Source organism: Bifidobacterium apis, from assembly GCF_036986835.1.
Classification (GTDB): domain Bacteria; phylum Actinomycetota; class Actinomycetes; order Actinomycetales; family Bifidobacteriaceae; genus Bombiscardovia; species Bombiscardovia apis_A.
In genome coordinates, this window is sequence record NZ_BTXD01000001.1 from 128064 (window position 1) to 146171 (window position 18108).

An 18108-nucleotide genomic window follows, 5' to 3' on the forward strand; every position below is an offset into this window, starting at 1 on the left:
CTGCAAAAACGAGGAGAAAGCGAGGGCTGGGTCCGATCGACATCTCATGACCTTCGGTGAAACCATCCAGAATAGTCCTTGCTCTGCTGGCCTCTTGCTCTGCCGGCTTGCTACACGGATCCTGTCGGATATTAAGGTTCGACAGACGCAGAATTGTGACTGTTCCAGGCCTCTCAGACCTTCACCCTTCACAATGCCTTCCTTGGATTGCAGAAGTGTCCAGCCCGCTCCTTTATCTTTCTTTATTTTCGGTCTTTAGTCTGGCTCCTGTCACACGGAAACGAATAGGAGCTGACCATGCGTTACATATTGCGGACCGAGGGGCTGACCAAGGTCTTCGGCCACGGACAACGGGCCGTCGACCAGGTGTCCCTGCATGTCCCCGAGGGCGGAGTCTACGGGCTCCTGGGTCCAAACGGGGCTGGCAAATCCACCACCCTGAAGATGGTCACAGGCATGCTGCACCCCACTGGCGGATCGATGATTCTGGACGGGCACCCTTGGTCGCGCCGGGACCTCTACGACATCGGCGCCCTGATCGAGCAGCCGCCCATCTACCCAAACCTGACGGCCCGCCAGAACCTCAAGGTGCGTACAACCCTCTTCGGCCTGCCCGATGAACGGATCGACCAGGCGCTCTCCGTTACCGGACTGAGCGATACGGGCTCCAAGAAAGCTGGGCAGTTCTCCCTGGGTATGAAGCAGCGTCTGGGGATAGCCAACGCCATCCTGACCAAGCCTCGTCTGCTGATTCTGGACGAGCCCACCAACGGGCTGGATCCGTTGGGCATCGAGGAGCTGAGGGGGATGATACGCAGCTTCCCGCAGCAGGGGATGAGCGTGATCGTCTCCAGCCATATCCTCTCCGAGGTGTCGGTCCTGGCGGACCACATCGGCATCATCGCCGACGGTCGCCTGGCCTACGAGAATGAGCTGCACACCGGGGAGGACCTGGAGGGGCTGTTCATGGACGTGCTCAGGAGGTCACGATGAACGAGAGGAATGCCAGCGAACTCATCCAGCAGAATACGACTACTTCAGACAACCGGGCCGAGGCAAGGCTCGGGACTAGGGGCAACGGCATCCCCTTCGGCAGGATCCTGGCAGCGGAGATCATGAAGGGCCGGTCGGCAGCACCCAGACGGATGGCCCTGGCTTTCCCCCTGGTGCTCATTGTCATCGTGGCTTGCTTCGCATTCGGACTGCACGCCTGGTTGCCCTCCTGGGTCAACTACTGGTATGTCCTGCTCCTTCCGGCCATGACCGCCCTGATAAGCGTCGCCGTGGCCAACATCGACGGAAAGCAGCGGTGGAGAACGACCCTGTCCCTGCCTGCCGCGCCCGTTATGGTCTGGTGGGCCAAGATCGTCTACTGCCTGCTTCTGGTCGGCCTCGCCACCCTCCTGGCTCTGGGCCTTTCGGCACTCATAGTCGCCGTTTCCGGGGTTCAGGGCCCCTCCCTGGTCGATTTTGTAGTCAGCGCCCTGATGCTGGTCCTGGCCTGCTCCTGGATGATACCGGCGGGACTTGCCCTGACCGCCCGGTTCGGCGTTCTGATCGGGTTCGGCCTGCCTTACATGGTGGACCTGCTGGTCTCAATCATCTTCTGGGGAAACCAACGGCTATGGCCCTTCCTGCCGCCCGCCGCCATGATCAACCTGCCGGTGCCCTTCATGAAGGTCATGCCTGATGGTGTGCCCCTGGAGACTGAAGACAACAGTCCTATCAAGGCTGCGCTGTCTGTCTTCGGCGGGCAAAGCCTGACGGCCTTGGTGGCCTGTCTGGTCTGGTTCCTGCTCCTGTCCGTCCTGACGGGCATCTGGTTCTCGCGGAAGGAGACCAACTGACATGACTGGGATGACAGTCGGCCGGGTCGTGGCCTCGGAAATCGTGCGTTTGCACGGATCTGTGCTTATCGCCATCCATGTCGTCTGCGGGTTGGCGGCAGGACTCGTCTGCGGCGCCTACTTCGCCGCAGCCCCCTATGATCCCGGGTTGGAGACCGATGCCTTCTTTCAGGTCCTGGGCGCCTTCATGCCCCTGATGGCCGCCATTGTCGTTGCCATAAACATCGAAACCGAGCGTGAGGCCGGCGACATGGCCAACCTTCTGGGGATTCCCAGCCGCCGTCTGGGTCTGGCGGCCAAGGTCCTGGTGCTCTGGCTTCTGGGTCTGCTGGCACTGGCCCTGGCGGCTCTGGCCTTCTGCCTACCCATGGTTCTGGCTGGCGGACTGGGTGCACCAATCTCGGCCGTTGCGCTCGCTACTTTGGGCATGGCCGGTGGTTCCCTCTGCCTCTACCTTTTCTCCATCGCCCTGGCCCTACGCTTCGGCCGGAATGCGACCATCGCCATCGGGGTCCTCGGCACAGGGATATCCATCAGTTCCCTTGGCGGCCTCTTCAATGGCCTGTACAGCCGTACCCTGTCCGGCGCCGCCAGCACTCCCGGGATCAGCCAGTGGATACCCTTTACCTGGCCTACCAGGTTCGGCTCCCTGGGGATCGAGCAGGCCCTGGCCTTGACCATGCCGGGAGGGGAGGGCTTGCGTGCCTCAATCGGCATGACGGCTCTGGATAATCTGGTTCCCTGTCTGGTCCTCACCCTGACCCTGGGCCTGGCCCTCCTGCTCTGGATCGGCAGGTTCGAGGATCGGCGAAAGGTCAGCGATTAGACTGGATCACAGGGCATCCGGTCCGTAAGGAATCTGTCCTGCAAGGAAATCGTCCTGCAAGAAATCAAGCTTGCAAGAATCCTGGCCCGCAAGGTGTTCATTCTCAAACGCGGCTGGGCCGGGTCGGCAAGCGCAGAAAAGGAGCCAATCGTGGCTGATGTGCACGCCGGAGGTTCCCCCGGGGACGATCGGCATCGGGCCTCCATCCTGGTGGTGGATGACGATTCAAGGATCACCACCCTGCTGATGGCCGCCCTGTCCAAGGACGGCTATGCCGTGACCGTGGTCAACGAGTCGCGGAAGGTCGTAAGCATGGACCTGTCCTCGGTCGACCTGATTCTCTGCGATGTCATGATGCCCCACATGGACGGCTTTGCCCTCCTGGCTGCCATCAGGGAACGGGTGTCCTGTCCGATCATCTTCCTGACGGCCAAGACCGACGAGGACAGTGCGGTCCTGGCTTATGGCCTGGGTGCCGACGACTATATACGCAAGCCTTTCGGTATTGCCGAGCTCCGAGCCAAGGTCAGGGCGAGGCTTTCCCAGGGCAGTCGGCGCGGGCGCCCGCTCCTGCATTTCGGACCCTTGGACATGGACCTTCAGGCGCGGCAGATCAGGGTGGACGGGCACAACGCCAATCTGACGGATGCGGAATACCGCATATGCGCCCTGCTGGCAGAACATCCCGGTCGGGCCTACGCGCCCATGCAGATATGGGAGGCCTGCCTGGCCGCAGAGGATGACCCGGCCGCCAATGATACGGACAGCGATGCCACGGCTGCGGTCAGGGTGCATCTGAGCAATGCCCGGCGCAAGCTCAAAGCCCTGGGGGTGGACCCCATCAGGACCATCTGGTCGGTGGGGTACCAATGGGTGGCCTGACTGATGGCGCGCCCGAGTCGCCGATGGAGCAGAGCGTCAACGGCAAGGGCCGGCCAAGTCGCAAGGGAATGCCCATCGTTCTGCTGATCATCAGATACTTTCTCTATGTGCTGCTGATTCTGGCTCTGCTCTTCGCCGGCATATATATGGTCTGGATAAACCTGGGGGCCAGGGGCGACTTCTTCTGGGCCAACTATGGCGAGCAGCATCTGGAGAAGGTTGGGCGCTCCATTGGCCGTACGACCACTGTTGACGAATCACTGATTCCCGCCGCCTACTGGTACCGAACATATGACCATCAAGGGCATCCCGTGGGGGGCGATATGAAGGGCGGCATGGCCAGCGAGGCCGACCAGCTGGCTGCCTACCATCGGGAGCATAGGGCCTCTAAGACATCGGAAGAGCGGGAAAAGAAGACGGGACGGCCCCTTGCCACTCGTGCAAAGCAGGATGCGACCTACGCCGTCTATGCCACAGCCAATGGGCAGCCATGCGTCCTGGCCTATCGGGTTCAGCCGCAGTGGGCATCGAGGCAGGCCCGGGACCGCTATCCCAATCCCCAGAATCTTCTGCTCGCGTCTTACGGGATGGCTTTGCTGCTCACCCTCTTGTCGGTCGGGTTGCGGGCGGCCCATGTCATATCGTCCAAGCTCAAGGTCTTCAACCAGGTGGCTGACGACATAGGGCGGCAGGACCTGGATGCCTCCCTGCCCCGCAGCAACGTGCTGGAGATCAACCGGGTGCTGGGGTCCTTCGACAGGATGCGCGCCACGCTGAAGGACTCGCTGGAGAAGACCTGGACGGCCCAGGAGTCCCAGCGTCGGCAGGTGGCGGCCCTGGCTCACGATCTGAAGACGCCGCTGACCATCATGCGAGGCAATGCAGACCTGCTGGGGGAGACCGGGCTCAGCCGGGAGCAGCAGTCCTACCTGGACTCCATCGAGGATGTCATCCGTGAGATGGCTGACTATGCGCAAGCCATCAGCCAGGGTTCCGTGGGCACGGCTTCAGGGCGATCCGGGGTTATGGCGGTTGCTTTGAAAGATGTGGTCAACAACCAGGCCCAAGGCTACCTGAATGCCCGGGGGCTGCGGCTTGAGAGCGATGGCCGTCTGGATTCCGCCGCCGGTCACATTTCCGGTGATGCCGCTGACCTTGTCCGAGCGATCATGAACATCGTTGCGAACGCGGCTGACTACTCGCCGGACCATGGCCTAGTGACGTTGACCTGGAGGCTGGAGGGTGGTCAGGAGGGCGGGCGAGCCCTAGTGGTGACCGTGCGTGACCGGGGTCCAGGTTTCAGCAGCCGGGCTCTGGCCCATGCCACGGAATGGCTCTATCAGGCTGACAGCAGTCGGCACGGCTCCAGCGGTCACCATGGCATCGGCCTGGCTGCAGCGCGGTCGACTGTGGAAAGTGCAGGAGGCCGCCTAATCCTGGCCAATGCAGCCAGTGGCGATGGCGCAGCAGTCACTGTATCTTTGCCAGTGCAGTGAATTCAGCGGAGCTGATACCGGTCACAGCAAACTCGGTGTCCAGTTAAGAATTGCACAGTGGTAAAGATTAGGAAATAGTGTTAATCGTGGGCCAATAATTATGAAAACATCAATTGTTTAGCAATCGCTTTAGTAATTGATTACTAAAGTTCACCATTCTTTGGCAGATCTGTATGTTACAGATAACAGAAAGTATCAATCTGTAGGGATCTGCATGTAAAAATCAGATGACGCTGAACAGAGCGATCTGTCGCTGGAGTAGGCGATAATAGCACAGGGAAAAAGAAATGAATCCCGAGGTCAAACCTATTCTATAGCGAAAGCCTGATCGACGGCAAAACGGTGGTTTCGGCTTGCATCAACGGCAGACACATAGGCGAAGAGGCCTGTCTACTGCAAGACAGCAGGCATCAGCGCAGGCAGTCATACCCGATCGGAGATGCCGATGCCCGTATGACGCCTACGCAGCTGTATGAAATTGAAACTATTTGAGATGACCGGAGGAGCCTCAAGATCGTCGTCAGGGCCTGGCATGAAAATACCGTAATACGGTTCAAAACGCACGGCCGACATGGAATATAGGTGCCGTATCCTCTTCTCTCTTTTTGTATCATCCTATCTGGTATGAGAAGCTCAGAGCGTACGTCATGTATCAGCCCACGCCCACTCGTTTAGGCTATTAACCAGCGGTCTGATGCCCGGTCCGGCTCCTTAAGCCCGTAGGCGATCAACATCGTCGTGATCATATAGTCATCAAAAAAATCAGATAGTTGATTGACTGTGCGGAACAGCGAGGGTCATGTCTTGAAAATGAGCAATTCCAAGATTTATTCCTGCGTGCCCTGTATAAGTTTCACGTACTGTACTCCCAGCTAAACTTTACTGCTAGGTATCTCATGATCAGTCTAGCAATGACTACATATCATGCTGGAAACCAAGCAGCCAATAAATTTCATTAAAGATATCTTTAGAGGGCAAGACGATAGTTTGAATCGTCTGTTCCTTTGTTGAGGTGAGAACCTTGCTGCCGGTGGATCGTATTGTCCGCGCATATTTATATATAGCCAAATAATTCACATTGGTATCAAGTTTATTAACAGCAATACATATAGGAGAGTAGGATTGGCAGACAATATTTTCCAAAGGAAACCATTGATAGTTCTATTGGCCAAAACTATGATTCTATTTTGACGAAGCGATTGATTTTATTCTCTGTGCCGCCATGACTATTGTCTGCTCCGGGGAATTGGCATGAATGACTTGTGCGACGAGCTCCTCGTTTTTAGCGTCTAAATGGTATGTTTTTTCGTCAAGCAGCATGATCGGCCGCCTTATGGACAACAGCCTTGCCAGGGCCAAGCGATAGCGTTCACCGCTACTCAGCAATACACCGCGTTGCCTACTGGGGTATCCAATCCATCGAAGGTGTCTCTCACTTTGGCGTGAGGTTCACCTTATTTAAGGCATTCCAGCAGCCTTCATCGGATACGCCGTTCTTGTTCATCGCCAAATTCGTTCTGGAAGAACCGGAATATATGGGGGCATCTTGTTCTACATAGCCGATCAGAGAACGTACATAAGAGGAGCTGAGAGTTGAAATATCAATGCCATTAAAGAGAACATGGCCATGATTTGGCTTATAGAATACCTTTATAAGGGCCAGCATGGTTGATTTGCCCGCTTCGGATGGTCCGACTATCGCGTAGACGACGCCGCCTTTCATATGCACACCCGCTTCATTCAGTTGGAGCCCGCCACGATTGTTCCGTGCGTCATCATACGGAATATCAGCATGGTCAAGATCGATGTCAATCTGATCGGAGTTGGTGACCTTCCTTTGGACCCTACTGGATACTGCTCATGCTGATGTCGCATCTTCGGTCGGCATTCTCATTATCGCTTGAATGCTGGAGTTCGCGCCCAACGCTCTGAACAGTCTGCTATATGTCGAAGAAAGTGTCGCCATAGGCGTGGGCATCATTTCTAGGTACATAGAAAAGTTACCAGTTGCTGAACAGTCATCACTCCTTTGGCCACTTGGAAAGCGCCGATTCCCGATACAACCATCAGGCACAACTGCATTAAGGCCATTCCTGATGGCCATATCAGTGACTGCTTCTTTGAAATTAGACGACCGGATGTGCACGCTTGCCTGGCTTCTCGCCGATTTTATTGGTCTCACGCTCCGTGGCGTCGAAAACCCTGATCCTTTTCAAACTCATCAAAGCATCAGTGGCTGCAGACGTCATATCTCCTATGGCCGTTTGAGCCCCTCTGGAGCAGTCTCGTAATTTTCCGGATAAGACTACCAGTAAACCGACAGTAACAAGACAGGTCGAAAGAGAGATAACGAACATGACGGGACTGATTATGACCATTCCCACACACGCGCCTATGAACACCAGTAAAGTGCCAAACACTTCTGGCAATTATCGGTCAGCAATCGCTTCAGTTCATTTGTATCAGATGAAATAATAGAAATTACGTTGCCTGTATGCGACTGGTCCAGATCTTTGAACGGCAAATGCAGAATATGCATTACTAGAGACCGTCTCATATCGTTCAACAGCAGGTAAGCGTCAAAAGAAGTGATTGCTGCGCCGGACAGAAACACTCCTGCCAACGCTATTAGAGGGGCACTGCGGATCGCATGTTATGCTGCACGCGTCCAAGAATGACATTGACAAGCTGTGGCTGAGCCAGATTTAAGAGGGCGCTCGCTATACTTAGCAGACTAACCGTGAATAAAACACCCTTATGGATTTCAAAAGGCGGGGCACGTCTATCAAAGATGCGGTTTTCTCATTACTATTCCGCTTGTGTGGCGACATTTTCGTCCTTTGTTGGGGGTGGTTACTCACCGACTGCACGTGATATGACCCTCACAGAATCCTCGGAACGCGCGCACAGCGCCTGCACGCCTGTGACGAGGGCGCCTACGACAATAGCGAGGAGTGCGATGACCGCCCAATATCCCCATTGAACGCTTATCTTTGCGCTTCCCAGATATCGTTGCAGCATGAAGGCGGTGCCGCAGGTGCTGAGCAGTGTGATGACGAAGGCGAGCAGCACCGAGGTGACCATCGAAATGAGACCATCGAGGGCTCCCAAAATGCGCAACTGTCCGGTACTGGCACCGGATACGTATGTCAGCGCCAGATCCAGGCGTCGCCCTCGTGCGGTGATCATCAGTCCGGAGATTGCGCCCACCAAAGCGATGATGAGCGCAGGGCCGAGCATGGCCATCAGGTTCGTCAGCATGTGTGGGTTCACGTTCATGGAATGGCCGTTACTGGCGAAATTCTTGAGGCTGTCGGTCAGCGTATGCAACACACCAGAGAAAGTCATGAGCAACGACAAGCCGGCCGTCATGGGAATGATGGTCGCGTTCTGTCGTTGGATCCTCCCAACGGCCTGCTGCCTAGCGAGTTTCCAGGTGCTGAATGGCAGGGGGAGAAGATGCGTCCATCCTTTGGTGAACCAGTGCATGACATAGGGAGCCAGAACAGCCAATGCGAAGATCAGGAGGAACATGCCTCCCATGGAGAACCCAATGAATCCTGTCACTCTGGACTCTATGGGATTCCTGCCGGAAATGTGCGTGGCGAGCTCGCCAGAGTCTATCTTGCGTGTAGCTGTCCCCGGGATGATGAGCGCGCATATCGCTCCCACGAGCAACGATGCGCCTAGCAGAACACGGAATGCGTTCACTTGTCTCGGCGGGTTTTGTGACTGCCGAAGCGCCTCTATCGGCCTGATCTTGGATAGTGTGCGCACGGTCAGCACTGTGCCTGCAAGGACGGCGACTCCGGCAATGGCCAACCCAGTGCCGATGGATGCCAGCAGCTGGGTTGCTTGATACGTCAGTTTCAGCTCGAATGCTCTGGCCAGGAGGTCGAACAGATATGGTGCTGCCAGCGGCGTCAGGAGGGATGACGCTACTGCTGCCAAGATGAATAGGACGATGATGATAGCCAGATTCCCGAAGAGCAGCTGCCAGGGCGTGGCGCCTTGAAGGACCAGCAATGCTAGTTGGTGCCTGCGCTGGTTCAGAGCGGCGGTCACGACCCACAGCATCACGAACACGGCTATGACCACGCTGAACAGCATTGCTGGGCCGGAAAGGTTGGCGCCTAACCCGGCATCCGGTCCGTGGTAAGCGGCATCAATAGCCCTGCGCGCGGCGACGATAGTGCACACAGCGGTCTGGGAAACGATTAGTGACAGCCATACGCCGGCCCATACGGCCGGGGCTGCTTTCAGATCAGAGAGTGCGCCCCTCATATGCGGGCCCCGCTCTCCGTATCAGCGTTCAGCACGTGGCCATCACGGACCTCAACGATCTGGTCGCACTGTCCGGCTACCTCTCCACTGTGGGTCACTATTACTACGGTCCTGCCCGCATCCATAGCCAGGCTTTTGAACACCTGCATGACCTTGGCGCCAGATTCCTGATCCAAGGCTCCAGTCGGCTCGTCGGCGAAAATGATATCTGCATCGGAGAGCAGCACTCGTGCAAGCGCGACACGTTGCTGCTCTCCGCCTGAGAGCATCGTCACGCTCCTTTTTTTCTCGTTTGCCAATCCGAAGTACCGCAACATCTCATCCGCTTTTTGCTTGGGGAGTCGACGGCCGCGCAGGGTGAATGGCAGCGCGAGGTTCTCCTCCACCGTCATGCTCGTGATCAGGTTGTAGGATTGAAACACGAATCCCAGATGTCGACGCCGAAACCGAGTGAGCGCGGACGCTCGCATATGTGTGATGTCATGCCCTAGAAGGGAGATGCTTCCGGATGTCGCACGTTCCAACCCCGAAAGGCAGTACAGCAAGGTGGACTTTCCGCTGCCTGAGGGGCCGACAATCCCCGTGATTCTTCCGGGCTCAGCATGGAAGTCGACATGGTCGAGGATGGTGATCGAATCATCCTTCCTCGGAGTCACCGTCATTGTCAATCCATTTGAACTCACTGAAGCACCACTCATCACCGTTCTCCCATCATCGCCGTTCTCGCGACTTATAAATCTTCATCAGAATATTGCTATGGATGCCATACAAGGATGGCGCCCATAGACTTACATGACTGTTGTCCCTGCCGTCATCAGGGCAAAAATGACAGCCCATGCCATTTTGGTGAATGCGTCATCGCAGTGGCATATTTTTGTGGATTAGCTGCAGGTCCATCAACTCCAGATATTATCATGCCCACCGCCGTGGCATGCAAATATGCTGACGCCGCTATGATGAGCGGCTTCATCATTCATGGCGATATTGCTATTCTGCAGATCGATAATGTTGTGCATTTTGTCCGTCTCTCTCCTCTCTTTCTCGTGTTTAGTGCTATTTCCAATGGTGTCTCCACTGAAAGGATCGTTAGGGCAGACGGCTGGCAAGAACTACCATGGTTGGCCTATAAGACTATTTACTGCTCAGATAACGCCAGCTGAGCCTGTCGAATAATCACAAGAGGGTCTTAAATAGGATTCTCAGGGCAGATAAGGGTTTTTATGCCAGATGAGCCCAAATTGATTAAAGCTTTTCTAATGAAGATCTAGTATTTTTTTGGGGGGGGGGATTCGGCAACTAGGGCGCTGCCAAGTTAAGTGCAGCAAAGATACCGTCTCTGTCATGAGACAGGCCTGAGAATGCATACTGAAGCAAAGGCCTTGACGACTTCGGCCGTGTTTATGTATATTATTGGTTCAACTTGGCAAGCATCCACGCAGCGTTTTGGTTTGGCCGCCTCTGATTTCTTCCAACGGGCCTCTGAAGCGTTGACTACTCCGTGGCATAAGCAGGAGAGTGGCATGACTGGGTTGACCAGCGATCCCAAGCATGAGAAATCGACAGATACCGGCGTGATCCCGACTGCAGGGCAGGGCCATGAGCAGAGGCGCAGAGTGAATGGCCCCGTCCTCAAGGACCCTTCTATAGTAGGTGTCGATCAGGTTGCCCTTGCTCTGAATGTGGACCCCGACCGGGGCCTGGATGAGGCCGAGGCGGCGCGTCGGCTGGACAGGTTCGGTCCTAATGAGCTGGCTGGAGCACCTTCCGTTCCCGCGTGGCGGAAGTTCCTCCAACAGTTCAAGGATCCCTTGGTCTATCTACTCCTAGCCGCCACGGCCATTTCGTTGGTGGCCTGGGTGGTGGAACGCTCACATCCGGCATCAGGAGGCGGGGAGCCCCTGCCCTTTGATGCCATCGTCATCATGATCATCCTCATCCTTAATGCCGCCCTGGGGTACGCTCAGGAGGCTAAGGCCGAGCGGGCTGTGGATGCTCTGGCGAGCATGACGGCCCCGCACGCCTCGGTGCTGCGAGGCGGCCGGGTGGTCAGCCTGGAGACCAGCAGGATCGTGCCTGGTGATGTAGTAGTCCTGGCTGAAGGCGATTCGGTCGGCGCCGACGGAAGACTGTTCCAGGCCGCGGGTCTGCGCGTGGCCGAGGCATCGCTGACCGGCGAGTCGCTGCCGGTGGGCAAGCGGCCCGGTCGGCTTGACCAGCCCAAGGCTCTGGGTGACAGAACCAACATGGTCTTCAACGGCACCGCAGTGACCCAGGGGAACGGGCGCATGATCGTCACCTCTACTGGTATGGACACCCAGGTCGGGAAGATCGCCGACATGCTGGCTGATACCCAGGAGGAACCCACGCCCCTACAGAAGGAGATGGCCCGCGTCTCCAAGCTCCTCGGACTGGCCGTCTGCTTGATTGCCGCCCTGGTTTTGGCTGCTTTGGCCCTGATGGAAGGCTTTCAGACAACCCAGGATCTGATTGATTCCCTGCTCATGGCCGTATCCCTGGCCGTAGCTGCTGTGCCGGAGGGGCTGACGGCCATCCTGACTGTGGTTCTCGCCCTGGGCGTGCAGCGCATGGCCAAGCATCATGCCATCGTCAAGAAGCTCAGCTCGGTGGAGACCCTGGGATCGGCATCAGTCATCTGCTCCGACAAGACAGGGACTCTTACACGCAATGAAATGACCGTTGAACGGGTGGTCGTCCCCTCGGGGCAGGTCAGGCTCACTGGCACCGGGTACGCTCCGGAGGGAACCATGCAGCCGGTCGAGGCCAGTGGGTCAGATGATCAACAACTGACAGATACCATTGGTTCATCTCTGGCTGAGGCAGTGGAAGAGACCCTGATGGTCGGGGCCATCGCCAACGACGGAGACCTGCATTGGCAGCCGGTCGAGGCCGAACCTGATTCCCAGGCCCAGTCTGGATCCGGGCAGGGTCACTGGCAGAGCGTCGGCGATCCCACGGAGGTCTCTCTGATTGTCGCCGCTCGCAAAGTCGGCGCTGATGCCAAGGCTGATAGCTACCGTCGTCTGGCCGAGATTCCTTTCACGTCCGAGCGCAAGCTCATGTCGGTTCTGGCTGCCCCGAATGATGACAACGAAAGGGAATCACGTCTCTTCTGCAAGGGCGCTCCCGACGTGCTGCTTGGCCGATGCGACCGGATTCTCGATGGCGGCCAGGTCAGACCTATGACCAGTGCCGATCGGGAAAGGATACTTGCTCAGGTCAGCAGTCTCTCGGCGGATGCCTACAGGACCTTGGGACAGGCTTTCCGGCCTGTATCCGACCAGGAGCTGTCGGCGCTGGCCGAAGCTGACGCGGGGGAGTGGCCGTCAAGCACGGTCGGGACGGATCAGACGGACCGGTTGCCTGAAAAGTCTCAGCATGCTCCTGCAATTCGCTTGTCTGCCGACAAGGTGATCCAGGAAAGCACCCGACTGGAGAGCAATCTGATCTGGACGGGCATGGTCGGCATCATTGACCCGCCCCGCACTGAGGTCCGCCATGCGGTGGATCAGGCTCACAAGGCCGGCATCAGAACGATCATGATCACCGGCGACCATCCGCTTACTGCAGCCAGAATCGCAGGGGACCTGGGCATCATCAAGCCCGGACAGCCGGCCTGCACTGGCGAGCAGCTGGATGCCATGGACTCGGACCAGCTTCGGGAGACCACCTCCAAGGTCTCCGTCTACGCCCGCGTGGCCCCCGAGCACAAGCTGAAGATCGTCGAATCGCTCCAGGACCAGGGCAAGGTCGTGGCCATGACCGGCGACGGCGTCAACGATGCCCCTGCTGTCAAGACCGCAGACATCGGCGTGGCCATGGGCATCACCGGGACCGAGGTCACCAAGGAATCGGCCAAGATGATCCTGGCGGACGACAATTTCGCCACCATCGTCCAGGCTGTGCGAGAAGGCCGGGGCATATTCGACAACATCCGCAAGTTCCTGCGCTACCTGCTCAGCTCCAACATGGGAGAGGTCTTCACGGTCTTCGGTGGAGTGGTCTTTGCAGGGCTTCTGGGCATATCGCAGCCCGGTATGGCGGGTGTCACCGTGCCGCTGCTGGCCACCCAGCTGCTCTGGATCAACCTCCTGACCGATGCGGCCCCCGCGCTGGCCATGGGTGTGGACCCGCAGACCGACGATCTGATGGATCGCCCGCCCCGATCCATCAACGACCGGGTGATCGACCGGGACATGTGGGTTGACATCGTTTATATAGGCCTGGTCATGGCTGCGGTCACCCTGATCGGCATGGACATGCACCTGAGCGGCGGCCTCTTCACCGACAGGTCCGTCCAGGCGATCGGTCACGAGGCGCAGATCAGGGAGGCGCGGACCATGGGCTTCACTATCCTGGTCTTCGCCCAGCTCTTCAACGCGCTGGCCTCCCGCTCCTCCCGCAAGTCGGCCTTCCTGGGGCTCTTCAGCAATCCCTGGCTCTGGGGCGCCATCGGCGTCTCCATACTGCTTCAGCTCCTGGTGATCTACGTGCCCTTCCTGGGCGAGGCCTTCGGCACCGTCCCCCTCCAACCCCAGGCCTGGCTGGAGTGCATCGCCCTGGCCTCCCTGGTCCTGGTGGCCTCGGAACTGCGAAAGCTGTTCAACTGGGCGGCCAGACGGGTACGGGCATAACATCGCTTCTTCCTGATGCGGCGACCACACTCGCTGTCGCCGCATTAAGTGAGGACACAGTTTGCGCCCTACTTCATCTTCCGCAAAACCATTGTGGATCAGCTGTGTGGAGCCAAGGCTGTTGTTGCTAGGCGGGGAGGGGATGAGTGCATCCGTGTCCGGCATCATTCTCGTTCGGGCGACTTTGGTTGTAGCAGAAGACCACTCGGTAACGCTTCCATAGAGGACCACTTCGTCCAAGATGGCTTGGAAGCATGAGTAGTCGGAATCGCCCAGCGCAGCATGAAGCAATGGGCACATGCTATTGCTGTCAGCTATGCGCATTGATGCATTACCATGCACTGCAATTTTGCATTAAAGTAAGATATCTGCTGTAATTTTGCACTTTAATGCAAAATTACAGACAACAAGGAAGGTGGGCTCCGATGGAGAAGATGTCTCAGGTTACGGTGCGGATATCCGATGCAGACAAGCAACAGGTGGATCATATCGTGAAGGAGCTTGGTCTGGATATGACTACGGTCACCAGAGCCTTTTACAAGCAGATTATTCGGGAGCAGCGGGTGCCCTTGGACTTCAGCTTGGGCCTACCTGTCGAAACCGAAGAAGCCTTGGAGGATCGCGCCTTCTAGCCATGAGGGGGAAGACTAAGGGGTACGCCACAGGAAAGGACCTGGTGGATGGCGTGCTGGCAACTGCTGACACGGGCTGATGAGACTTGCGCTGATTCCTGCCACTGCCTTCATAAAAAACCCGAGTTGCACGGCTCACGAACATACCTTGTTAGAGCGAATTGAGGAGAAAGTGAACTGATAATTGTGAATTTCCAGACTTTGGTCCGCGCTTTGAAGGCATACAACTCGATATATGCGCTGTAATGGCGTGCAACCGTGCGTGAGTGGAATATAGACGGTCATGGAGTGAAAACGCAGGACTGAAACTTCACACACGTGTGGAAAGATAAATGGTATGAGTGCTTCGCAGCAGAAAAGCGTGGAAGAGTTCATCCAGCGCTGGAAGGATCGTGGTCAAGAGAAGCAGGAGAATCAGCGCTTCTGGATTGACCTGCTGAGCAATGTCTTGGGCATGGCGAATGTGACGGAGAATGTACGGTTCGAGTATAGGACCGTAGATGGTGGCTACATCGACGTATTGTGCCCTGAGGCTCGGTTTCTTGTTGAGCAAAAGGGTGCGGCGTTTGACTTGGATAAACCCGAGAAACGCCAAGGCAGCATGGTTACGCCTGTCCAGCAGGCGTTGAGATATGCGGATGCGCTGCCGTTCAGCATGAAGCCTGCCGTATTGTGTACGTGCAACTTCAGCCGGTTCCGCTTCTACGATCTAGATAAGGATCCACGCGCCACGGGAGCACCTGCTGACGAGTTTACCTTGGAGGAGTTGGGCGACCATCTAGGCACACTATCCTCGATCTTCAGCTCCGAACATTCACGTATGCATGTACAGCAGAAGCTCTCTGAACATGCGGGCGTGCTGGTGGCCAACCTGCATAACGCCCTGGCCGCTCAGTACGACGATCCCGACGACCCGCAGGCGCATCATTCGCTCGCCGTGCTCACGGTGCGCATTGTATTCTGCCTGTATGCTGAGGACGCACGCCTGTTTCCGCCTAACTCCTTCAGCAATTATGTGAGGGGGAATGATGCTAACCATTTGCGCCGAGCAGTCGTCGACCTCTTTCAAGTGCTTAACACCCCTAATTCGCATCGTGATAAGTATCTTGAGGACGAGCTTAAACAGTTTGACTACGTGAATGGCGGACTGTTTGCCGAACCCATCGAGATTCCCCAGTTCACCGACGACATCCGCGACGCGATGATTCACGCGGGTGATGAGTTCGACTGGAAGGGCATCTCGCCGGTCATTTTCGGCTCCCTCATGGAGGAGACCCTAAGCCACGACCAGAGGCGCAAGGGTGGTATGCACTATACCACCGTCAAAAATATCCACAGGCTTATTGACCCACTATTCCTTGATGATTTGAAGACGGAGCTGAAGACTATCGAAGACGATAAGAGTCTGGGCGAACGTGCGCGTATGAACCGTCTTAAGGCATATCAAGAGAAGCTCGCCTCTCTGAAGTTCCTCGATCCTGCGTGCGGCTCCGGCAATTTCTTGACTGAAACGTTCCTCCGTCTGCGTGAACTGGAGAACAAAGCAATAGCCGACATGCTCCATGGTCAGGGCTACATGGAGTTCGGTGGTCAGGACTCATTGGTCAAGGTCAGTATCGACCAGTTCCACGGAATCGAGATTAACGATTTCGCTGTCTCAGTCGCCAAGACTGCCTTGTGGATCGCCGAGCAGCAGGCGTTGGACGATACTGAAGGCATCGCTGGATGCACACTCGACCATCTTCCTTTGCATGATTCCGGCAATATCGTGCAAGCCAATTCGCTGCGCTACGACTGGAATGAGATACTGCCGGGAAATCAGTGTGACTATGTGATGGGCAACCCACCGTTCGTCGGGCGTAATAAAAAAACTGATGATCAAATCAAAGATATGCAATTAATTTGGGGTGACCGTTATGATGGCAACCTTGACTATGCGACTTGCTGGTTTAACAAATCTGCGTACTATCTGAGAGATGCGCGCAATTCTGATTTTGCTTTTGTCTCAACGAACAGTATTTGCCAGGGCATCCAAGTTCCATTCTTGTTCAAGCCGCTTAAGCAGCTGGGTTGGCATATCAGATTTGCTCATAAAACTTTTGCGTGGGATGCTCAATCAACAGACGTCGCACATGTGCATGTTGTAATTGTTGGGATGAGTCGGAAACGTGGCATGTGCCGTTTATGGGATTATCCATCAATTACACAAGACGGTATCGAAAGTGCACAATCCAAAATCAATGGGTATCTGGTGCCAGCTCCAGAAGTATTCGTAGAAAAGCGTTCGCAAAAAGTTGGTCCCCTATCTCCGATGCTCACGTTGGCTAATTTTGGGTCTATGCCGCGTGACGGAGGAAATCTAATTCTGAATGATCGCGAAGCATACGCGGAGGCAATGGCGGATCCTATCGCCGCAAAATACGTTCGACCATTTCGTGGTGCACGCGAACTCATCAACGGTGAGGAACGCTGGTGCCTGTGGATGCTAAATGCTGAGCCATCAGATTTAAGGAAGTCTGCTTTTCTCAAGCATCGCGTGGAACGAGTCAAAGAGATGCGTGAACATAGTTCCGCCTCTTCTACTAGAGGTATGGCTTCTACAGCTTGGTTGTTTGGACAATTAGCTCAACCATCAACAAATTATCTTGCGGTACCCCGTGTATTTAGTGGGCAACGTAAGTACGCAACATGCGATTGGTTAGCTGAAAATGTTATCGCTAGTGATGCTTGTATGACGATCGATGATCCAGATGGTTTTGCCTTCGCAATTATTGAGTCTTCAATGTTCATGGCTTGGCAAAAAACAATCGGTGGGCGACTTAAGTCTGATTGTCGTTTTAGCAACACTGTTGTATGGAACACACTTCCGTTGCCTCAACTGGACGATGTGATCCGTCGACGAGCGACTGAGGCTGGTAAAGCGGTGCTTGCTGCACGTGCGAATCATATGGGTCAGTCATTAGCTGATCTGTACGATCCTGACTTCATGCCCAGCGACCTGTACTATGCGCACAAGAACCTTGACAAGATCGTTGATGTGGCGTTTGGTGCCAAGAAGCCATGCAAGGCGGATGACGAGCGCTTACGGATTCTGTTCGACCGCTATGCGGAGATGATTAAGCAGTAATAAAGCTATAAAAAAGCAACTTGCTTTGGCGCTGCTATCTGCTCAGTTGGGCCGCGAATGGTCGTGTGAGCTCATGGTGTTTACTTATTCCTTTTACTTTGACGTCCAGCCAAGCTTCTTCGCAGCTTGGCTGGTGCCTAACTTTAAGCGAGTACTCGTCTTCTGACGTTGGAGGAATGGTGTCGAAGTAGTTTTATAGGCAGTTACCTGACGAGTTCGCAGCCTGGTTTGGATCGCGGTTACCTTTCCCTAATGATGCAGGAAGTTTGAGATGTCTAGTTGTGCGTGCAGAAAAGGTTCAGCCACCCCTGTTCTCGGAATTGTGGTTAACGAAAGTCGGCCGCGAGTCGGCGCGCAGAAAC

Annotated in this window: 13 protein-coding genes; 9 read left to right on the forward strand and 4 right to left on the reverse strand. The window is 55.9% G+C overall.

The genetic code is table 11. The features are described 5' to 3' along the window. The first annotated feature begins 297 nt into the window (after nucleotides 1-297). The 5 genes from AACP62_RS00475 (at nucleotide 298) to AACP62_RS00495 (ending at nucleotide 5051) form a co-directional block, all read left to right on the forward strand. On the forward strand, nucleotides 298-993 hold the full coding sequence (locus tag AACP62_RS00475; protein WP_339345626.1) for a lantibiotic protection ABC transporter ATP-binding protein: 696 nt from the start codon (nucleotides 298-300) through the stop codon (nucleotides 991-993). Then, nucleotides 990-1847: a lantibiotic immunity ABC transporter MutE/EpiE family permease subunit gene (locus tag AACP62_RS00480; RefSeq protein WP_339345628.1), complete on the forward strand. Its 858-nt coding sequence runs from the start codon at nucleotides 990-992 to the stop codon at nucleotides 1845-1847. Before AACP62_RS00475 ends, AACP62_RS00480 begins: the two co-directional genes overlap by 4 nt. Nucleotide 1848: 1 nt before the next feature. Next, nucleotides 1849-2673: an ABC transporter permease gene (locus AACP62_RS00485; protein WP_339345629.1), complete on the forward strand. Its 825-nt coding sequence runs from the start codon at nucleotides 1849-1851 to the stop codon at nucleotides 2671-2673. A gap of 150 nt (nucleotides 2674-2823) precedes the next feature. Beyond that, a complete protein-coding gene (locus AACP62_RS00490; protein ID WP_339345631.1) occupies nucleotides 2824-3555 on the forward strand; it encodes a response regulator transcription factor in 732 nt (243 codons plus the stop codon). Further along, the gene (locus tag AACP62_RS00495; RefSeq protein ID WP_339345632.1) at nucleotides 3543-5051 is read left to right on the forward strand and encodes a sensor histidine kinase; all 1509 of its coding nucleotides are present in this window, start codon (nucleotides 3543-3545) and stop codon (nucleotides 5049-5051) included. The genes AACP62_RS00490 and AACP62_RS00495 overlap by 13 nt, the downstream gene beginning before the upstream one ends. A 1432-nt stretch (nucleotides 5052-6483) precedes the next feature. On the opposite strand, the gene AACP62_RS00500 is transcribed toward AACP62_RS00495, so the two are convergent. The 4 genes from AACP62_RS00500 to AACP62_RS00510 form a co-directional block, all read right to left on the reverse strand. Continuing rightward, entirely contained in the window at nucleotides 6484-6780 is a 297-nt protein-coding gene (locus tag AACP62_RS00500; RefSeq protein WP_198217313.1) for an ATP-binding cassette domain-containing protein, read from the reverse strand. A gap of 397 nt (nucleotides 6781-7177) precedes the next feature. Beyond that, entirely contained in the window at nucleotides 7178-7471 is a 294-nt protein-coding gene (locus AACP62_RS08305) for an ABC transporter transmembrane domain-containing protein (RefSeq protein WP_024627011.1), read from the reverse strand. Nucleotides 7472-7904: 433 nt separating this feature from the next. After that, nucleotides 7905-9335, reverse strand: a complete 1431-nt coding sequence (locus AACP62_RS00505; RefSeq protein WP_024627010.1) for an ABC transporter permease — start codon at nucleotides 9333-9335, stop codon at nucleotides 7905-7907. Further along, a complete protein-coding gene (locus AACP62_RS00510; protein ID WP_229281577.1) occupies nucleotides 9332-9997 on the reverse strand; it encodes an ABC transporter ATP-binding protein in 666 nt (221 codons plus the stop codon). Before AACP62_RS00510 ends, AACP62_RS00505 begins: the two co-directional genes overlap by 4 nt. 111 nt (nucleotides 9998-10108) lie before the next feature. Between AACP62_RS00510 and AACP62_RS00515 the strand changes: the two genes are divergently transcribed. The 4 genes from AACP62_RS00515 to AACP62_RS00530 all read left to right on the forward strand — a co-directional run bounded on the left by AACP62_RS00515 (nucleotide 10109) and on the right by AACP62_RS00530 (nucleotide 17746). Next, nucleotides 10109-10495 (forward strand): hypothetical protein, encoded by a 387-nt coding sequence (locus AACP62_RS00515; protein ID WP_198205806.1) that lies wholly within the window; start codon nucleotides 10109-10111, stop codon nucleotides 10493-10495. A gap of 360 nt (nucleotides 10496-10855) precedes the next feature. Continuing rightward, nucleotides 10856-13987 carry a cation-translocating P-type ATPase gene (locus tag AACP62_RS00520; RefSeq protein WP_339345639.1) on the forward strand — a complete coding sequence of 1044 codons (3132 nt, stop codon included), beginning with the start codon at nucleotides 10856-10858 and terminating at the stop codon, nucleotides 13985-13987. A 425-nt stretch (nucleotides 13988-14412) separates the two neighbouring features. Continuing rightward, entirely contained in the window at nucleotides 14413-14619 is a 207-nt protein-coding gene (locus tag AACP62_RS00525) for a type II toxin-antitoxin system RelB/DinJ family antitoxin (protein WP_339345640.1), read from the forward strand. A gap of 337 nt (nucleotides 14620-14956) precedes the next feature. Beyond that, the gene (locus AACP62_RS00530; RefSeq protein ID WP_339345642.1) at nucleotides 14957-17746 is read left to right on the forward strand and encodes a class I SAM-dependent DNA methyltransferase; all 2790 of its coding nucleotides are present in this window, start codon (nucleotides 14957-14959) and stop codon (nucleotides 17744-17746) included. Nucleotides 17747-18108: the final 362 nt, after the last annotated feature.

What these genes read in the sequence shown, in the direction of transcription:
- AACP62_RS00475 (WP_339345626.1), top strand. Translation starts at nt 298, where the DNA reads ATGCGTTACATATTGCGGACCGAGGGGCTGACCAAGGTCTTCGGCCAC.
- AACP62_RS00480 (WP_339345628.1), top strand. Translation starts at nt 990, where the DNA reads ATGAACGAGAGGAATGCCAGCGAACTCATCCAGCAGAATACGACTACT.
- AACP62_RS00485 (WP_339345629.1), top strand. Translation starts at nt 1,849, where the DNA reads ATGACTGGGATGACAGTCGGCCGGGTCGTGGCCTCGGAAATCGTGCGT.
- AACP62_RS00495 (WP_339345632.1), top strand. Translation starts at nt 3,543, where the DNA reads ATGGGTGGCCTGACTGATGGCGCGCCCGAGTCGCCGATGGAGCAGAGC.
- AACP62_RS00505 (WP_024627010.1), bottom strand. Translation starts at nt 9,335, where the DNA reads ATGAGGGGCGCACTCTCTGATCTGAAAGCAGCCCCGGCCGTATGGGCC.
- AACP62_RS00510 (WP_229281577.1), bottom strand. Translation starts at nt 9,997, where the DNA reads ATGACGGTGACTCCGAGGAAGGATGATTCGATCACCATCCTCGACCAT.
- AACP62_RS00515 (WP_198205806.1), top strand. Translation starts at nt 10,109, where the DNA reads ATGGCGCCCATAGACTTACATGACTGTTGTCCCTGCCGTCATCAGGGC.
- AACP62_RS00520 (WP_339345639.1), top strand. Translation starts at nt 10,856, where the DNA reads ATGACTGGGTTGACCAGCGATCCCAAGCATGAGAAATCGACAGATACC.
- AACP62_RS00525 (WP_339345640.1), top strand. Translation starts at nt 14,413, where the DNA reads ATGGAGAAGATGTCTCAGGTTACGGTGCGGATATCCGATGCAGACAAG.
- AACP62_RS00530 (WP_339345642.1), top strand. Translation starts at nt 14,957, where the DNA reads ATGAGTGCTTCGCAGCAGAAAAGCGTGGAAGAGTTCATCCAGCGCTGG.